This is a genomic window from Azospirillum palustre, from assembly GCF_002573965.1.
Classification (GTDB): domain Bacteria; phylum Pseudomonadota; class Alphaproteobacteria; order Azospirillales; family Azospirillaceae; genus Azospirillum; species Azospirillum palustre.
This window is the reverse complement of record NZ_PDKW01000043.1, coordinates 29,533-45,276: the sequence shown is the minus strand read 5'-3', so window position 1 is coordinate 45,276 and position 15,744 is coordinate 29,533. Positions and strand designations below refer to the sequence as shown.

Genomic DNA, 15,744 nt, shown 5'->3' with positions numbered 1-15,744 from the left:
GTTTGCGTTATGTTCCGCCCATTGCCTGCGGTCAATGGTTTTATGAAAAAGTTCCTAGGGACGCTGTCGCCACTTTATGAGATTATCGTCCCATGCTGAAACATACGGACATCTGGCGGGCCATCGACCGCCTCGCGGCACAGCACGGGCTCTCCGCCTCCGGGCTGGCGCGGCGCGCCGGACTGGACCCGACCACCTTCAACAAGAGCAAACGCACCACCAACGACGGCAAGCTGCGCTGGCCGTCGACGGAAAGCATCTCCAAGGTGCTGGACGCCACCGGCGCTTCCTTGTCGGAATTCGTGTCGCTGGTCGGCGACGGCGCCGGCACCACCCCGCTGCAACGGGTTCCGGTGATCGGCTATGCCCAGGCCGGGTCGGCCGGCTATTTCGACGATGCCGGCTTCCCTGCGGGCAGCGGCTGGGACGAGCTGCTGTTTCCCAGCCTGGGCGATCCCCATGCCTATGCGCTGGAGATTTCCGGCGACAGCATGGAGCCGGTCTATCGCGATGGCGACACCATCATCGTCTCGCCTGCCGCGCAAATCCGCCGCAACGACCGCGTCGTCGTCCGCACCAAGGGCGGCGAGGTGATGGCCAAGCAACTGATCCGCGAGACGGCGACCAAGATCGAACTGCTGTCGATCAACCGCGCCCACCCCGACCGCAGCATCCCGCTGTCGGACGTCGCCTGGATGGCGCGGATCATCTGGGCAAGCCAGTGAGGGGGTAGACACCTCCTCACCCGGCGCGCGATCCTAGGAAAATTTCCCTTTACCGCACATCCCAACAGGCGCTACCGTCCATTCCATGGACCGAGCCGCCCGCCTGGACAGCCTTCACCGCACCCATGACGCCAAGCCGCCGAAGCAGGAGCTTCGCTCCGCTTTGCTCGGCGGTCCAGGCCGCGCAAACGCCGTCAAACGCGCGGCAACGCTCCGCCTGCACAGCACGCTCGCGGCGGAAGCACGCCTCGCCACTGCCCGGCGCCGCGGCGCATTGACCGCCGCGACCTGCCGGACCGACGCGTGGCTGGCCCGGCTGGCCGCCACGCTGGCCCATCACCGCCGTGCGGCGGTGGCGCTGCTCGATCAGCGGAACGCGTATTCCCAGTAGAGCGCCCGCGCCTTCTGAAACAGCGGTCCAGCCGCGAGGCCGCGGTCCTCCACCTTGATCACAGGCACGCATTTGGCGTGGTTGCCGGTGGAGAAGACCTCGTCGGCATCCAGAACGTCCTGCGGCGTCAGGGTGCATTCCTCCACCGTCACGCCGTCGTTGCGCAGCAGGCCGATGACGCGCTGGCGGGTGATACCGTTCAGGAAGCAGCCGTTCGGCACCGGCGTGCGCACCACCCCGTCCTTGGCAATGAAGATGTTGGACGTGGCGAACTCGGCCACATTGCCGATGACGTCCAGCATGATGGCGTTCTGGAAGCCGCGCTTGCGCGCCTCGGTCAGCGCCAGCCCGGCGTTCGGATAGAGACAGGCGGCTTTGGCCTCGGTCGGGGCCATGGTCGGGATCGGCCGGCGGCGGGTGGAGATGCAGGCGGCGAAACCCGTCGGCTGCGGCAGCGGGTCCTCGTAGATCGACAGGACGAAGCGCGTGCTCTCCGGCGCCGGGGCGACGAAGCCGTCGTCGGCGTAGAACATCGGACGGATGTACAACTCCGCCTCCTTGGGGAAGCGGTGGATGCCGTCCCAGCACAGCTCTTCGATCTCACCGGCGGTGACCATCGGCTCCAGCCCCATCACCTGGGCGGACCGGATGGCACGGGCGCAGTGCAGGTCCAGATCGGGGGCCACGCCCTGGAAGGCGCGCGCGCCGTCGAAGACCGTCGAAGAGAGCCACAGCGTGTGGGACAGCGGTCCGACGATCGGCGGATTGCCTTCCACCCACTCGCCCTGGATCCAGTTCCACGCCTGGCCTGCCATGCCGCCCATGATTTTGGTCCTTCCCTAGAAAGAAAATGTGTTCCTACGCTGGGCGCCGCCGGCCGGCACCGCCCATTCGTGGTTCGTCGTCGTTGGTGATCGCCCGAAGAGCATACCCCCTCGCCGCCATCGGTCAACCGGTGCGGACGCAATCGTCCCGTGCGATGGAGCGGATTGCGGCTTCGGCCGTTGATAGGGAAGAGCGAGCAACCGCGACCGCCCAACAGAGTGAGAGCATCCCATGCCGACCACCGATCCCGGCCTCAGCGCCGCCCCGCCCAACCCATTCCCGGGCCCGCACGAGGACATTCCCGGCGTCGATCTGCCAGGCACCGACAACCCCGACCTGCCCGATCCCGGCGGCCCCGGCACCACCGACAGCCCGGTTCCCGGCAACGACCTTCCGCCATCGCGCCCGACCGACCCGGATTTCGTCTAGGCACCGGAAACGAAAAAGGCGCCCCCGAGGGGGCGCCTTTTCCATGTCGCAAACGCTTACCCGCGATCAGCGGCGCACAACCATCAGCTTCTTGATCTCGGCGATGGCCTTGGCAGGGTTCAGACCCTTCGGGCACGCCTTGGTGCAGTTCATGATGGTGTGGCAGCGGTAGAGGCGGAACGGGTCCTCAAGGTTGTCGAGGCGCTCGCCCGTCATCTCGTCGCGGCTGTCGGCGATCCAGCGATAGGCCTGGAGCAGGATCGACGGGCCGAGATACCGGTCGCCGTTCCACCAGTAGCTGGGGCAGGAGGTCGAGCAGCAGAAGCACAGGATGCACTCGTAGAGGCCGTCCAGCTTGGCGCGGTCCTCAGGCGACTGCAGCCGCTCGCGGCTCGGGGCCGGCGACTGCGATTGCAGCCACGGCTTGATCGAGGCGAGCTGGGCATAGACGTGATTCAGGTCGGGGACCAGATCCTTCACCACCGGCATGTGCGGCAGCGGGTAGATCTTGACGTCGCCCGGCACGTCCTCGATCGCCTTCAGGCAGGCCAGCGTGTTCGTGCCGTCGATGTTCATCGCGCACGACCCGCAGATGCCCTCACGGCAGGAGCGCCGGAAGGTCAGCGTGCTGTCGACCTGGTTCTTGATGTAGATGATCGCGTCGAGGATCATCGGCCCGAACTTGTCGAGGTCGACCACATAGCTGTCGACACGCGGGTTCTGGCCGTCGTCCGGGTTCCAGCGGTAGATCTTGAAGGTCTTGGCCCGCTTGGCGCCGCTCGCGACGTTGACGGTCTTGCCGACGCCGACCTTGGAGTTGGCTGGCAGGTTGAATTCAACCATGGCTGATTTCCTTTATCCGGCGGGCCTTAGTACACGCGGGCCTTGGGCGGGAAGACATCGACCTCGTCGGTCAGGGTGTACATGTGGACCGGGCGGTAATCGATCTTCGTCTCGCCATTGTCCGCGACCCAGATGACGGTGTGCTTCATCCAACCTTCGTCATCGCGGTTCGGATAGTCCTCGCGGGCATGGGCGCCGCGGCTTTCCGGACGGTTCTGGGCGGAGTGCAGGGTGGCGACCGCCTGGCCCAGCAGGTTGTCCAGTTCCAGCGCCTCGACCAGATCGGAGTTCCAGACCAGCGAACGGTCGGAGATCGCCATCTCGCCCTTCTTGGCATAGACCGCGTCGATCTTCTTGACGCCCTCGTCCAGGACCTCGCCGGTGCGGAAGACGGCGCAGTTGTTCTGCATCGTCCGCTGCATGTCCAGCCGCAGGTCGGCCGACTTGATCGTGCCCTTGGCGTTGCGGATGCGGTCGAACCGCTCCAGCGCCTTGTCGCAAGCATCCGGCTTGACCGACGGAGCCTTGCCCGGCTGGACGATCTCGGCGGCGCGGATGGCGGCCGCACGGCCGAACACCACCAGATCGAGCAGCGAGTTGGAGCCCAGGCGGTTGGCGCCGTGCACCGACACGCAGGCGGCCTCGCCGATCGCCATCAGGCCGGGCACCACCTGGTCCGGGTTCGAAGCGGTCGGCGACAGAACCTCGCAGTGAACGTTGGTCGGGATGCCGCCCATGTTGTAGTGGACGGTCGGCAGGACCGGGATCGGCTCCTTGGTCACGTCCACATTGGCGAAGATCTTGGCCGTCTCGGCGATGCCGGGCAGGCGCTGGTGGATGATCTCCGGCGGCAGATGCTCAAGGTGCAGGTGGATGTGATCCTTGTGCTCACCCACGCCGCGGCCTTCGCGGATCTCGATGGTCATCGAGCGGGACACGACGTCGCGCGACGCCAGATCCTTGGCCGACGGGGCATAGCGCTCCATGAAGCGCTCGCCGTTGGAGTTGGTCAGATAGCCGCCCTCGCCGCGCACGCCCTCGGTGATGAGGCAGCCGGAGCCGTAGATGCCGGTCGGGTGGAACTGAACGAACTCCATGTCCTGCAGCGGCAGGCCGGCGCGGAGCACCATGCCGCCGCCGTCGCCGGTGCAGGTGTGGGCCGAGGTCGCCGAGAAGAAGGCGCGGCCGTAGCCGCCGGTCGCCAGCACCACCAGTTGGCCGCGGAAGCGGTGCAGCGTGCCGTCGTCCAGGTTCCAGGCCAGCACGCCCTTGCAGACGCCGTCCTCCATGATGAGGTCGAGCGCGAAGTATTCGACGAAGAACTCCGCCTCATGCTTCAGCGACTGCTGGTAGAGGGTGTGCAGGATGGCGTGGCCGGTGCGGTCGGCGGCGGCGCAGGTGCGGTAGGCCTGGGTCTTGCCGTACTGCGCGGTCATGCCGCCGAAGGCGCGCTGGTAGATCTTGCCTTCCGGCGTGCGCGAGAAGGGCACGCCGTAGTGCTCCAGCTCGATGATCGCCGGGATGGCCTCGCGGCACATGTACTCGATGGCGTCCTGGTCGCCCAGCCAGTCCGACCCCTTCACGGTGTCGTACATGTGGTAGCGCCAGTCGTCCTCGCCCATGTTGCCGAGAGCGGCCGAGATGCCGCCCTGCGCCGCCACCGTGTGGGAGCGGGTCGGGAACACCTTGGTGATGCAGGCGGTCTTCAGGCCCTTTTCGGCCATGCCGAAGGTCGCGCGCAGACCGGCGCCGCCGGCGCCGACGACGACGACGTCATAGGTGTGGTCGATGATGTTGTAGGCGGTCGCCATGGTCGTCAGGCTCCGATGAAGATCTTCACGACGGCCAGCACACAGGCGGCCGCCAGGGCGAAGGACAGGAACTTGACGCCGATGATCAGCGCCATCTTCTGCCATTCGGCATGCACGTAGTCCTCGATGACCACCTGGAGCCCGGACTGGGCGTGGTGGAAGGTGACCACGGCGGTGAGGATCATCATCACGGCCGAGAAGGGCGACTTCATCCAGGCAATGAAGGCGGCGTGATCGGCACCCAGATGACGGATGACGCCGAAGACGAACCAGACGGTCAGCGGGACCAGGGCAATCGCGGTCAGACGCTGCGACCACCAGTGTTCGGTGCCATGCTTGGCGGAACCCAGACCGCGTGCGACCTGCAACGGCGAGCGGAGGGTCTTGCTATTGGACGCCATGTCTTATCTCCTCACCACACGGCCAGGCCGACGATCCAGGTCAGTACGGTCAGCACTGCCGTCGCGCCGAGGACGACCTTGTTGTTGCGGTCGGCATCGGTCAGCTCGAACGACTTGCCGGCGTCCCAGACCAGATGGCGGATGCCGTTGCACAGGTGGTAGTACAGCGCCGCCGACCAGCCGAACATCAGCAGCAGGCCGAAGAAGGAGCCGATGAAGCCCTGCGCGCGCGCAAACGCTTCCGGACCGGCAGCGGCGGCGACCAGCCACCAGACCAGCAGAAGCGTGCCCACAGCCAGCCCGACGCCCGTGATGCGGTGCGTGATGGACATGACTGCGGTCAACGGGAGTTTGTAGACTTGAAGGTGCGGGGAGAGCGGCCGACCGCTGCCGTTTGCCATTGCGTCGTCCTCTGTTCGCGGCCGGACGCGGCGCAACATGACGATTGCCGCGGCGGCTGGGTGGTGCGTGCCCTTTTGAGACGGCTGTCCCGTCCTATTGGTTGGCGCAATGAATTACGCTCACGCAGCATCCGAGTCAACGGCGGGGGGTGGCCCAAAGTGCTGGTGTGACGATTTTGGCGCAGCGCGGGAAGTGGCTGAAAAGAAACGGCCTTCGGGTCCTGTGGTATTACCAGCGAAAGCGGCCAGTCGGAGGCTGTCGCGCTTGAGGTCCCGCTACTTGTCGAAGCGCCGCACGTTCTCGACCATCATCGAGTACATCTGCGTAATCAGTTCAGTCGGACGAAGACGGCCGAACGGAATGTTGTCCTTCGCCCATTCGACAAGCCCGGGCGGCGGCTTTAGCGGCGCCACCTCGTACCCCGCCTTCTTCAGCGCGGCGGTCACGGCCTTCGCCTGCTTGGCGTAATCCTCGTTGAAGAAGGACTTGTCGGCGTCCTTGATCGCCTTGGCGATGATGTCCTCGATGGGGGCAGGCATGCCGATGCGTTGGCCGGTTCTGGTTGGCAAGGGGCCGCCACCCTGTCACAGCGCGGCGCCCTCCGCAATTCCCGGAGGGCACGCGCTGTCTGGAAGCCGCCCTTACGACGCCAGCGCCGCGTCCTTTTCCGCGATGACGTTGGCGATGGCGGCGCGCTCGGCGGCGGTCAGGCGCAGGCTGGCGCTCTTCAGCTGGCCGCAGGCGGCCATGATGTCCTCGCCGCGCGGGGTGCGGACCGGGCTGGCATAGCCGGCATTGTTGACGATGTCGCCGAAGACCTGGATCGCCTTTGCCGTCGACCGCTCGTAGGGGGCGCCCGGCCATTCGTTGAAGGGGATCAGGTTGATCTTGGCCGGAACGCCTTCCAGCAGCTTGACCAGCGCCCGCGCATCGGCCGGCGTGTCGTTGATTCCCTTCAGCATCACATATTCGAAGGTGATGCGGCGGGCATTCGACAGGCCCGGATAATTCCGGCAGGCGTCCATCAGCTCGCGCAGCGGATATTTGCGGTTGATGGGCATGATGATGTCGCGCAGCTCGTCGGTCACCGCATGCAGGCTGACCGCGAGGTTGACGTTCAGCTCCTGGCCGCAGCGTTCCATCATCGGCACGACGCCGGAGGTCGACAGCGTGATGCGCCGTTTGGAGATCGAGATGCCGTCGCCGTCCATCACGATCTTCAACGCCTTGGCGACGTTGTCGTAATTGAACAGCGGTTCGCCCATGCCCATCATGACGATGTTGGACAGCATGCGCCCGTCGGGCGGCGCCGGCCATTCGCCCAGCATGTCGCGCGCCAGCATCACCTGCGCCAGGATCTCCGCGGAGTCCAGGTTGCGCACCAGACGCTGCGTGCCGGTGTGGCAGAAGCGGCAGGTCAGCGTGCAGCCGACCTGGGAGGAGACGCAGAGCGTGCCGCGGTCCTCCTCGGGGATGTGGACGCTCTCCACCTCCTGCCCGTCGGGCATGCGCAGCAGCCACTTGCGGGTGCCGTCCGCCGACTTCAGATCCTTCACCACCGTCGGCCGCGCCACGATATAGGCGTCGGCCAGCTTTTCCCGCACCGGCTTGGCCAGCGTGGTCATCTCGGCGAAATCGGTGGAGCCGCGGTGATAGAGCCAGTGCCAGAGCTGGCGTGCCCGGAACTTTTCCAGGCCGATCGACAGCATCTCGGCTTCCAGCTCTTCGCGGGACAGGCCGACAAGGTTCTTGCGTCCGTCGGCATCGGTCGCCGGCAGAACGAAGGCGGAAGCATGATTGGAGGCGCTCATGGCCCCATTACATAGGGCCATGCGCGCGCGGAGTCAAAAGACTCGAAGGCAAAAAGACCAAGTAATCCGCTGCGGCGATCAGCGCTTCACGCCGCAGGCCTCGTTGATGGCGTCATAGGCCTGCCCGACACCGGCCAGGCTGTAGGTGTCGGTCGTCTTGGTGCCGCGGCCGGACACGCCCTTCACCACCATCTGCTTGCCGTTGCGCAGCGCCGCGGTCACGGCGCGGTCGGCGTCGGCATCGCGAGCCCAGGCGGTCTCGCCGTCGGTGAACAGCTTGAAGTCCTTGCCGTCGATGCTGACCTCGGCCTCGCTGCCCTTCTTGAACGGATAGCCGACGATGACGCTGACGACGTCAAGGGCCTTTTCCGCCGGGCGGTGGGTGACCAGCGTGTAGATGTCGCCGCGCTTCGCCTTCGGCTCCGACTTCTTGGGCTGGCTGGAGATGTAGCACACCTTCTGGCCCTTCTCCTCGAACAGGAACGCGTTCCAGTCCTTGAAGGTGCCGAGATGGCGCGGGTCGGCCGCGGCGGCCGGCGCGGCGGTCACGCCGGCGGCCAGAAAACCGGCGGCGAGGATGGAAGAGACGACAGAACCGGCAAAGACGGCCCCGGCAAATCGGCGGACGGCGTTGGGAAGCAACATCGGTCTTGCGTCTGCTCGTTGTTGGTCCGTGGGGTGCGGGCGGACACTACCCCAAACGGACTGACCATTCCAAGACCGCCGGGCCGGTGCAGGTTCGTTTCTCACAGGCCGCCCTGCTCGCCGCGTGACATTTTGACACGCATAAGCACAATGGGGGGGTCATAAACTTGCCGCTGGCGTAACCGGGGGTTCACGCTATATCTGCGCCCGGCATGAACGCGACGGGGACTGGCATGGCCAAGCTATTGGTGGTGGACGACGATCCGGTCACGCGCAACCTGATCCGCGCGATCCTGACCCGCGAAGGCCATGACCTGACCCTGTGCGCCAGCGCCCCGGAAGCCATCGGCATCCTTTACGTCCAACAGTTCGACCTCGTCCTCACCGACATCATCATGCCCGACCATGACGGGTTCGAGGTCATCAAGGCCGCACGGACGCTGCGCCCGGAGATGCCAGTGGTCATCCTGTCGGCCATCGACGACAAGGTGCCTGCCCAACTGACCTCCGCCGCCTTCGCCAAGCTGGGCGTGTCGCGGGTGATCTCCAAGCCGGTCAACCCCAGCCTGCTGGCGTCGGAGGTGTTGGCGGCACTTGTCGCCGGTTGAATGAATTACGCAATGGGATTACTTTGCCGGACGCGCATCGCAGGCGCGCAACCGCTGGGAATGCCATGCTCCACGACGATGCACGGCCGGAGATGGCCGATCCGGTCGCCAAACCACCGTTCAAGGTTCTGGTCGTCGATTCCGATCCGTCGCTGCTGGCCAAGGCACGGTCGGCGGTGGAGGGGCTGTCGATCGACGGCGCCGGGGTTGACCTGACCGGCGCCACCTCCGCCGCCGAGGCGCGCGACGCCCTGCAGCGGCATCCCGACACCGCCCTGATCCTGCTGGAGACCGCACTGGAAGGCCCGAAAGCCGGGTTGGAGCTGGTGGCCTACCTGCGGCGCGAACTGGGCAACCAGCGCACCCGCATCCTGGTCTGCACCGATGAACGGGAGGACGAAACCGGGAGCGGGGATACCGGACGCGAGGATGAGGCCATCGCCGCCAACGACGTCGGCGACTGGCGGGTCAAGGCGGACCTGACGCCGCGCGCCTTGCGCACCGCCGTTGCCGGCCAGCTGCGCACCTTCGCCAGCCTCCAGGCGCTGGCGGCGGGACGCAAGGGGCTGGCCCGCATGCTGGTGGCGACCACCGGCCTCTTGGAGATGCGCACGCCCGACGTGCTGTTCCCCAACATCCTGCCGCGCGTCGTCGGGCTGCTCGGCATCGGCCACCATGCGCTTCTGTGCATCCAGGGCGATACGCTGCCGCGCGACCGCAAGATCCGCGTGCGTGCCTCCACCGGCCGCTTCGCCAAGTGGAAGGACGTGGAGGTCGCGGAGCTTGGCGAACCGCGGGTGGAGGCGGCGCTGGAGCGGTTGTCGCCCAGCAGCGAGACGATCATCGAGCCGGATTTCTGCGCGCTGCGCCTGCGCGCCAACGGCGGCATCACCGGCATGATCTATGTCGAGGGGCGCAACGACGGCACCGCCCGCGAATGGCAGCTGATGGAGCTGTTCCGCAACAAATGTTCCATCGCGTTCGAAAACGCCCTGCTGATCGAGGAGCTGAACACCTCGCAGAAGGCAACCGTCCTGGCGATGGGTGCGCTGGCCGAATACAAGGACAACGCCGCCACCGGCCACCTTCAGCGCATCGAGAAGCTGGTGGGCTCCATCGCCCGCGAGTTGCACCAGCGCGAGAAGTTCCGGGACGAGCTCGATGCCGACTTCGTCGAGAAGGTCGGGCTGGCGGCCCTGCTGCACGATGTCGGCATGCTGAGCGTGTCGGACGAGACGCTGGGCATGCCGGGCGAGCTGACCGGCATCGACATGCAGATGATCCAGCGCCACACCGAGATCGGCCACCGCATCCTGGCAGAGGCGGCGGTGCCGCTGCGCGGCCGGTCGCTGCTGTCCATTGCGGCGGAGATCGCGCGCTACCACCATGAGCGCTACGACGGATCGGGCTATCAGGAGGGTCTGCGCGGCAGCGCCATCCCCATCGGCGCCCGCATCATGGCGGTGGCCGACGTGTTCGACGCGCTGATCACCAGCCGCCAGTATCGCAGCGCCTGGGCGGTGGAGGACGCGATGGCCTGGATCGTCGAACGGTCTGGCCGCGACTTCGATCCCGACGTCGTTGATGCCTTCGTGCATGTCGTCCGCCGCTTCCAGACCGACGACCCCGGCTGGTTCCCGAAGGCGGGGGGCGGCCACGGCATGCTGGGCGGCGCCATCGGCCGCAAGCTGCGCGCCCTGTTCGGCCGTCGGGCGGAGGCGATGTAGCCTCCCCGGAGGGCACGGGAGCGCGTGTCGCTTTGGCAGGATTTTGACGATCATCGTCATTAGCGCCACTGACCCCGGCGCACGAAGCCCGCTATTCTTCCTGGCACATCCCCCGAACCGGAGACCGTGCCGTGCTGGACCTGCGCCCCAACTGCGAATGCTGCGACCGCGACCTGCCGCCCGAGGCGACGGACGCCTATATCTGTTCCTTCGAATGCACCTTCTGCGCCGATTGCCGCGCCCGGCTGCCGGGGGAGCGCTGCCCGAACTGCGGGGGAGAGCTGGTGCGGCGGCCGATCCGCCCGGCGGCGAAGCTGGCGGCCAACCCGCCGTCGGCCACGCGCATCGTGAAGCCGGACGGCTGCGCCCCGCTGTTCCAGTCCTGACGGATGGAAGGCCCGGATCGGCAGTGCTGTCGCTGGCGTTCGCCGCGCAAATCGGCCAGACTGGCGCCATCGCTCCCGGGGACCCGCCCCCGGACGGAGCGCAGGGACCGTCGCAGCATGCTCACGCTCTACAGCTTTCCCACGCCCAACGGACGCAAGGCCTCCATCCTGCTGGAGGAGTTGGGACTACCCTACACCGTCCACCGTGTCGATCTGGCCGCCGGCGAGAACAAGCGGCCGGACTTCCTGGCGGTCAGCCCGATCACCAAGATCCCGGCGCTGGCGGAAGAGCTTCCGGGCGGCCGGGTGCGGCGCCTGTTCGGCTCCGGCGCCATCCTGCTGCATTTCGCCGAGCGCACCGGCCGGCTGCTGCCCGAGGATGAGGATGAGCGGGCCGAGGCAATGAGCTGGTTCATGCTGGGCATCAGCGACCTCGGCCCCACCGCCATCGACATGCAGCGCTTCGCCGCCCGCTCCCCCGACCGCATCCCCCATGCCATCGACCTGTACAAGGGCGAGCTGATGCGCTGCTATGCGGCGCTGGAGGAGCGCCTAGGCGCGGCGGAGCATCTGGCCGGCGCCTCCTACTCCATTGCCGACATCGCCTGCTTCCCCTTCATCGCCGCCGCGGCGGTGGCGGGCGGCGGATTGCTGGAGCGGTTCCCCAACCTGAAGCGCTGGCACGACACCGTCGCCGCAAGGCCGGCGGTCCAGCGCGGAATGTCGGTTCCCGATTTGGCCGCTTCCGGCTGAGCGGATGGTCCTCGACCCTCAGCCTTCCTCACCCGGTTTTCCCCGAACGTCCTCCGGCCGTTCCAACCAGACGTCAGAGACATGCCGATCAACAACCGCATCGCCGCCTTCCAGGACGACATGACCGCGTGGCGGCGCGACATCCACGCCCACCCGGAACTGGGGTTCGAGGAAAAGCGCACCTCCGACATCGTCGCGACGAAGCTGGCGGAGTTCGGCATCGCGGTGCATCGCGGCCTGGGCGGGACCGGCGTGGTCGGCACGTTGACGGGGCTGGGCACCGACAGCGGCCGGACCATCGGGCTGCGCGCCGACATGGACGCGCTGCCGATGCCGGAGGCCAACGACTTCGACCATGCCTCGCGCCATGCCGGCAGGATGCACGCCTGCGGCCATGACGGGCACACCGCCATGCTGCTGGGTGCCGCCCGCTATCTGGCGGAGACCCGCAACTTCGACGGCACCGTCCACTTCATCTTCCAGCCGGCCGAGGAAGGGCTGGGTGGGGCGAAGCGGATGATCGACGACGGGCTGTTCCAGCAGTTCGACTGCGAGCAGGTCTATGGCCTGCACAATTGGCCGGAGCTTCCGGCCGGCCGGATCGCCGTGCATCCCGGCCCGGTGATGGCCGCGGCCAACCAGTTCGAAATCCATGTGACCGGCCACGGCGCCCACGCCGCCATGCCCCATCGCGGCATCGATCCGGTCCTGGTGTCGGCCCACATCGTCACCGCGGCGCAGAGCCTGGTCAGCCGCGGCACCAACCCGGCCGAGAGTGCGGTCGTGTCGATCACGGTGGTGGAGGCCGGGACCGCGGCCAACGTCATCCCCGACAGCGCGCGGATGCGCGGCACCATGCGCACCTTCTCCGAAGAGAACCACAGCCGCATCCAGGAGCAGTTCGGCCGCCTCGTCACCAGCATCGCCGAAGGTCTGGGTGCCACGGCGGAGTTGCGTTTCCGCCCCGGCTATCCCGCCACGGTCAACAGCGAGCCGGAGGCGCGCATCGCCGCCGCCGCCGCCGCCAAGGTGGTGGGCGAGGAGAATGTGGTCTGGGCGCCGGACCCGACCATGGCGGCGGAGGATTTCGGCTACATGCTGAAGGAGCGGCCGGGCGCCTACATCTGGCTCGGCCATGGCGCGCATCTTGGGTCCTCCTGCCGTCTGCACAACCCGCATTACGACTTCAACGACGCGATCCTGACCACCGGCGCCAGCTATTGGGCGTCGCTGGTCGAGACGATCCTGCCGCGGAGCGCCTGACCGTCCCATGAAGCTGCCGTCCCGTCCCCGCCTGACCCCACATCCAATTACCCGTCTGATCCCGCTGCTGTTGGCCCCCGCCCTTCTGCTGACCTCCTGCCAGGGCGGCAACGACCGCGCCGACGGCAACCTGCTGCCGGCGCAGGCGGAGGCCGGCACCGTCTGGCAGGGCGACCACAGCAGCGCCGCCGAGCGCGCCTATGTCGTCGCCCGCGACAGCGGCGAATGGTCGGCATTGTGGGCACGGGTCGGCGAGCCGGCCCCGTCCTCCCTGCCCGGCGGGCGGATGGCGGTGGCGGTGTTCCTGGGGCCGCGCGACAGCGCCGGCTACGGCGTCGCCATCGACAGCGTGCAGCAGAAGGGCGCCGACCTGATCGTCGGCTATCACGAGATGGTGCCCGGCCCCGCCCAGGCGGTGGCGCAGATGCGCACCAGCCCCTACGCCATCCGCCTTCTGCCCGGCACGGCGGGGACGCCGAAGTTCGTTCGGGGGAAGTAGAAGGCGGAGGGTGGCGTCAGACCGCCACCCTCACCGCGGCATCTGCCACGGCAACTCCCCGCCGACCAGCTTGCCGGCTTCCGCCGACGGGAGCGGGCGGGCGAAGTGGTAGCCCTGGCCATAGTCGCAGGCCAGCGCCCGCAGCAGATTGGCGTCGGCGCTGGTCTCGATGCCTTCGGCGATGACGTCGAAGCCCAGCAGGCGCGCCAGATCCATGATGATGCGGACGATGGCGCGGTTTTCCTCCGACTGGTGCATGGCGGAGACGAAGGAGCGGTCGACCTTCAGGCTGTCGATGGGCAGCTTGTGCAGGTAGGACAGCGACGAATAGCCGGTGCCGAAATCGTCGATGGACAGCTTGATGCCCAGCGCCCGCAGATCGCGCAGCAGGCGGATCGACTGTTCCGCCTTGTCCATCACAGCACTTTCCGTCAGCTCCAGCTTGATCCAGGACGGCTCCACCCCGGTTTCGCGCAGAACCTCGCGCACGACCTGGACGAAGTTGGGGTCGGACAGCTGGTGGGTCGACAGGTTGACGCTCATGAACAGCGGGGCGGAGCCCGGTTCACGGCGGTCCTGCCACTCCGCGATCTGCAGACAGGCCTGTCGCAGCACCCAGGTGCCGAGCGACACGACCAGACCGGTGCTTTCGGCGATGGGGATGAAGATGCCGGGCGGGATGTTGCCGCGTTCCGGGTGGTTCCAGCGCATCAGCGCCTCGAACCCCGCCAGCCCGCCGGTCACCATCTCCACAATCGGCTGATAGGCGACCCAAAGGTCGCTGCCGCTGTCCAACGCGCTGCGCAGGTCGTGCTCCAGCCGCACCTGCTCGACCACATGGGAATGCATCGCCGGGTCGAACCAGGCCTGCCGCCCGCCGCCCTGTTCACGGGCACGGGCGGTGGCGATCTCGGCATCGCGCAGCACGTCGTCGGGACGCTCGTGGGTCGGCGCCGCGATGGCGACGCCGATGCTGGCGGACAGGAACACCGTGCCGCCCGAGCTGGAACGGGCGGAGCGCACCACCGACGCCAGCTCTTCGATGGCGCCCTCCAGCACCGGCCGGTCGCAGGCACCGCCGGCCAGCATGGCGAAGGCATGGTCGCTGACGCGGGCGATCAGGTCGAAGGCGGCGGCCTGCGCCGCCATCCGCTGGGCCAGACCGTCCAGCACCTCGTTGGCGAAGCCCTGGCCCATGCTGCTGCGGATTTCCGCGAAGCGGTCGATGTCCAGGATGACGAGGGTGAAGGGCTCGCCCATGTTGCGGTAGTCCGCCATGTGCTTCAGCAGCATCAGGCGGTTGGCCAGCCCGGTCACCGGGTCGTAATAGGCGAGGCGGAACAGGTCGTCCTGCACCTGCCGGCGTTCGGTCATGTCCTGCAGGATGACGAAATAGCCGGCGATGGCGCCGTCTTCCGCCCGGTGCGGCGCATGAAGCCGCGTGACGTAACGCTGCTGGCCGTCGGCCTGGGTGATCCAGCCTTCCGTCTGCACCGTCTCGCCCGCCAGCGCGCGCTTGGCCGCCCCGACGGTGTTGCGCAGCTGGTCCTGCCCCAGCAGGTCGCCGATGGTGGTGCCGACCGCCTTCTCCAGAGTTGTCCCCATCATCTCCAGATAGGCGCGGTTGGCGTAGATGTGCCGCCTCTGCGGGTCCATCAACGCCACCTTCACCGTCATGGCGTCGAGAATCTGACGCAGGGCGTCGAGCCCCGGCGCGCCGGATGTGGCACCCGATAAAGCGTCGGCCAGCGCGGTGATTCGGGGATCAGGACTCATGGCGAGGATAGAGTGGGGTACTCATCAGGAAATCGATACCCAACACTTACGCGAAGTGTCACCCGCCCGTCAAAACCAAAGCTGCCTTAGTGCAACAGAGCTTGAACGTTTCTATAGCCCATCCATCGGAGACACGGCTGCATATCCATGGGCATATCATAGTATTCATTCAAGCGCGGGTTGCACCATCGCCAAACGCACAATCCTGATTTTCTGTTCCTCACTGTGCGAATAGAGGAATGGATTTCGTTCTTTATCGGGGTGTCTGCGGCCTGCGATTGCATCCCAAGTCGAATGTTCGGCGGACGACCAGTCTTGTGCGGTGCAGGAACGCAGCGAAGGCATGGCTGTGCCCTGTAATGGAAGGACATCGGCGGACAAGCGCGGATTTATACTGCCAAGACAAGTGGGGACAACGAGGTCGAGGATGTCGCCTGACCCGGCGCCGC

18 protein-coding genes are annotated in these 15,744 nt (G+C 66.9%); 9 read left to right on the top strand and 9 right to left on the bottom strand.

The annotated features are described in order from the left end of the window. The first annotated feature begins 92 nt into the window (after positions 1-92). Together CRT60_RS22595 and CRT60_RS22590 are read left to right on the top strand one after the other, a co-directional pair. Entirely contained in the window at positions 93-725 is a 633-nt protein-coding gene (locus CRT60_RS22595) for a S24 family peptidase (RefSeq protein ID WP_042701266.1), read from the top strand. A gap of 85 nt (positions 726-810) precedes the next feature. Further along, positions 811-1,116, top strand: a complete 306-nt coding sequence (locus CRT60_RS22590; RefSeq protein ID WP_098738839.1) for a hypothetical protein — start codon at positions 811-813, stop codon at positions 1,114-1,116. Here the strand turns inward: CRT60_RS22590 and CRT60_RS22585 are convergent. After that, positions 1,092-1,940 carry a branched-chain amino acid aminotransferase gene (locus CRT60_RS22585; RefSeq protein WP_098738838.1) on the bottom strand — a complete coding sequence of 283 codons (849 nt, stop codon included), beginning with the start codon at positions 1,938-1,940 and terminating at the stop codon, positions 1,092-1,094. The genes CRT60_RS22590 and CRT60_RS22585 overlap by 25 nt on opposite strands. Positions 1,941-2,172: 232 nt before the next feature. Between CRT60_RS22585 and CRT60_RS22580 the strand changes: the two genes are divergently transcribed. Continuing rightward, positions 2,173-2,370, top strand: a complete 198-nt coding sequence (locus CRT60_RS22580; RefSeq protein ID WP_098738837.1) for a hypothetical protein — start codon at positions 2,173-2,175, stop codon at positions 2,368-2,370. A 66-nt stretch (positions 2,371-2,436) separates the two neighbouring features. Here CRT60_RS22580 and CRT60_RS22575 read toward each other — a convergent pair whose 3' ends face one another. The 7 genes from CRT60_RS22575 to CRT60_RS22545 form a co-directional block, all read right to left on the bottom strand. Beyond that, positions 2,437-3,213, bottom strand: a complete 777-nt coding sequence (locus CRT60_RS22575; protein ID WP_098738836.1) for a succinate dehydrogenase iron-sulfur subunit — start codon at positions 3,211-3,213, stop codon at positions 2,437-2,439. A 26-nt stretch (positions 3,214-3,239) separates the two neighbouring features. Continuing rightward, positions 3,240-5,024, bottom strand: coding sequence for a succinate dehydrogenase flavoprotein subunit (sdhA, locus tag CRT60_RS22570; RefSeq protein ID WP_098738835.1), 1,785 nt, complete (start codon positions 5,022-5,024; stop codon positions 3,240-3,242). Between the two features lie 5 nt (positions 5,025-5,029). Beyond that, a complete protein-coding gene (gene sdhD / locus CRT60_RS22565) occupies positions 5,030-5,425 on the bottom strand; it encodes a succinate dehydrogenase, hydrophobic membrane anchor protein (RefSeq protein ID WP_098738834.1) in 396 nt (131 codons plus the stop codon). Positions 5,426-5,436: 11 nt separating this feature from the next. Then, entirely contained in the window at positions 5,437-5,826 is a 390-nt protein-coding gene (gene sdhC / locus CRT60_RS22560; RefSeq protein ID WP_098738833.1) for a succinate dehydrogenase, cytochrome b556 subunit, read from the bottom strand. A gap of 276 nt (positions 5,827-6,102) precedes the next feature. Beyond that, on the bottom strand, positions 6,103-6,396 hold the full coding sequence (locus CRT60_RS22555; RefSeq protein ID WP_244592703.1) for a hypothetical protein: 294 nt from the start codon (positions 6,394-6,396) through the stop codon (positions 6,103-6,105). A gap of 72 nt (positions 6,397-6,468) precedes the next feature. Beyond that, positions 6,469-7,638, bottom strand: a complete 1,170-nt coding sequence (gene rlmN, locus CRT60_RS22550) for a dual-specificity RNA methyltransferase RlmN (RefSeq protein WP_098738832.1) — start codon at positions 7,636-7,638, stop codon at positions 6,469-6,471. 78 nt (positions 7,639-7,716) lie between these two features. After that, the gene (locus tag CRT60_RS22545; RefSeq protein WP_098738831.1) at positions 7,717-8,283 is read right to left on the bottom strand and encodes an invasion associated locus B family protein; all 567 of its coding nucleotides are present in this window, start codon (positions 8,281-8,283) and stop codon (positions 7,717-7,719) included. 233 nt (positions 8,284-8,516) lie between these two features. Here CRT60_RS22545 and CRT60_RS22540 point away from each other — a divergent pair, with 233 nt between their 5' ends. The 6 genes from CRT60_RS22540 to CRT60_RS22515 all read left to right on the top strand — a co-directional run bounded on the left by CRT60_RS22540 (position 8,517) and on the right by CRT60_RS22515 (position 13,519). Next, positions 8,517-8,891, top strand: coding sequence for a response regulator (locus CRT60_RS22540; RefSeq protein ID WP_098738830.1), 375 nt, complete (start codon positions 8,517-8,519; stop codon positions 8,889-8,891). 65 nt (positions 8,892-8,956) lie between these two features. Continuing rightward, entirely contained in the window at positions 8,957-10,618 is a 1,662-nt protein-coding gene (locus tag CRT60_RS22535; protein WP_098738829.1) for a response regulator, read from the top strand. Positions 10,619-10,749: 131 nt separating this feature from the next. Then, positions 10,750-11,004, top strand: coding sequence for a DUF1272 domain-containing protein (locus CRT60_RS22530; RefSeq protein WP_098738828.1), 255 nt, complete (start codon positions 10,750-10,752; stop codon positions 11,002-11,004). A 117-nt stretch (positions 11,005-11,121) separates the two neighbouring features. Beyond that, positions 11,122-11,757: a glutathione S-transferase family protein gene (locus CRT60_RS22525; RefSeq protein ID WP_098738827.1), complete on the top strand. Its 636-nt coding sequence runs from the start codon at positions 11,122-11,124 to the stop codon at positions 11,755-11,757. 81 nt (positions 11,758-11,838) lie between these two features. Then, the gene (locus tag CRT60_RS22520; protein WP_098738826.1) at positions 11,839-13,020 is read left to right on the top strand and encodes a M20 aminoacylase family protein; all 1,182 of its coding nucleotides are present in this window, start codon (positions 11,839-11,841) and stop codon (positions 13,018-13,020) included. A gap of 7 nt (positions 13,021-13,027) precedes the next feature. Continuing rightward, positions 13,028-13,519, top strand: a complete 492-nt coding sequence (locus tag CRT60_RS22515; protein WP_098738825.1) for a protease complex subunit PrcB family protein — start codon at positions 13,028-13,030, stop codon at positions 13,517-13,519. Between the two features lie 30 nt (positions 13,520-13,549). Here the strand turns inward: CRT60_RS22515 and CRT60_RS22510 are convergent, their stop codons facing one another. Then, on the bottom strand, positions 13,550-15,295 hold the full coding sequence (locus tag CRT60_RS22510) for a putative bifunctional diguanylate cyclase/phosphodiesterase (protein WP_098738824.1): 1,746 nt from the start codon (positions 15,293-15,295) through the stop codon (positions 13,550-13,552). Between the last annotated feature and the right edge of the window lie 449 nt (positions 15,296-15,744).

Bases quoted from the DNA above. Each gene is read 5' to 3' on its own strand.
- CRT60_RS22540 (WP_098738830.1), top strand. From the start codon at position 8,517: ATGGCCAAGCTATTGGTGGTGGACGACGATCCGGTCACGCGCAACCTG.
- CRT60_RS22585 (WP_098738838.1), bottom strand. From the start codon at position 1,940: ATGGGCGGCATGGCAGGCCAGGCGTGGAACTGGATCCAGGGCGAGTGG.
- CRT60_RS22510 (WP_098738824.1), bottom strand. From the start codon at position 15,295: ATGAGTCCTGATCCCCGAATCACCGCGCTGGCCGACGCTTTATCGGGT.
- CRT60_RS22580 (WP_098738837.1), top strand. From the start codon at position 2,173: ATGCCGACCACCGATCCCGGCCTCAGCGCCGCCCCGCCCAACCCATTC.
- CRT60_RS22590 (WP_098738839.1), top strand. From the start codon at position 811: ATGGACCGAGCCGCCCGCCTGGACAGCCTTCACCGCACCCATGACGCC.
- CRT60_RS22520 (WP_098738826.1), top strand. From the start codon at position 11,839: ATGCCGATCAACAACCGCATCGCCGCCTTCCAGGACGACATGACCGCG.
- CRT60_RS22595 (WP_042701266.1), top strand. From the start codon at position 93: ATGCTGAAACATACGGACATCTGGCGGGCCATCGACCGCCTCGCGGCA.
- rlmN (WP_098738832.1), bottom strand. From the start codon at position 7,638: ATGAGCGCCTCCAATCATGCTTCCGCCTTCGTTCTGCCGGCGACCGAT.
- CRT60_RS22575 (WP_098738836.1), bottom strand. From the start codon at position 3,213: ATGGTTGAATTCAACCTGCCAGCCAACTCCAAGGTCGGCGTCGGCAAG.
- CRT60_RS22545 (WP_098738831.1), bottom strand. From the start codon at position 8,283: ATGTTGCTTCCCAACGCCGTCCGCCGATTTGCCGGGGCCGTCTTTGCC.
- CRT60_RS22535 (WP_098738829.1), top strand. From the start codon at position 8,957: ATGCTCCACGACGATGCACGGCCGGAGATGGCCGATCCGGTCGCCAAA.
- sdhA (WP_098738835.1), bottom strand. From the start codon at position 5,024: ATGGCGACCGCCTACAACATCATCGACCACACCTATGACGTCGTCGTC.
- sdhC (WP_098738833.1), bottom strand. From the start codon at position 5,826: ATGGCAAACGGCAGCGGTCGGCCGCTCTCCCCGCACCTTCAAGTCTAC.
- sdhD (WP_098738834.1), bottom strand. From the start codon at position 5,425: ATGGCGTCCAATAGCAAGACCCTCCGCTCGCCGTTGCAGGTCGCACGC.
- CRT60_RS22525 (WP_098738827.1), top strand. From the start codon at position 11,122: ATGCTCACGCTCTACAGCTTTCCCACGCCCAACGGACGCAAGGCCTCC.
- CRT60_RS22515 (WP_098738825.1), top strand. From the start codon at position 13,028: ATGAAGCTGCCGTCCCGTCCCCGCCTGACCCCACATCCAATTACCCGT.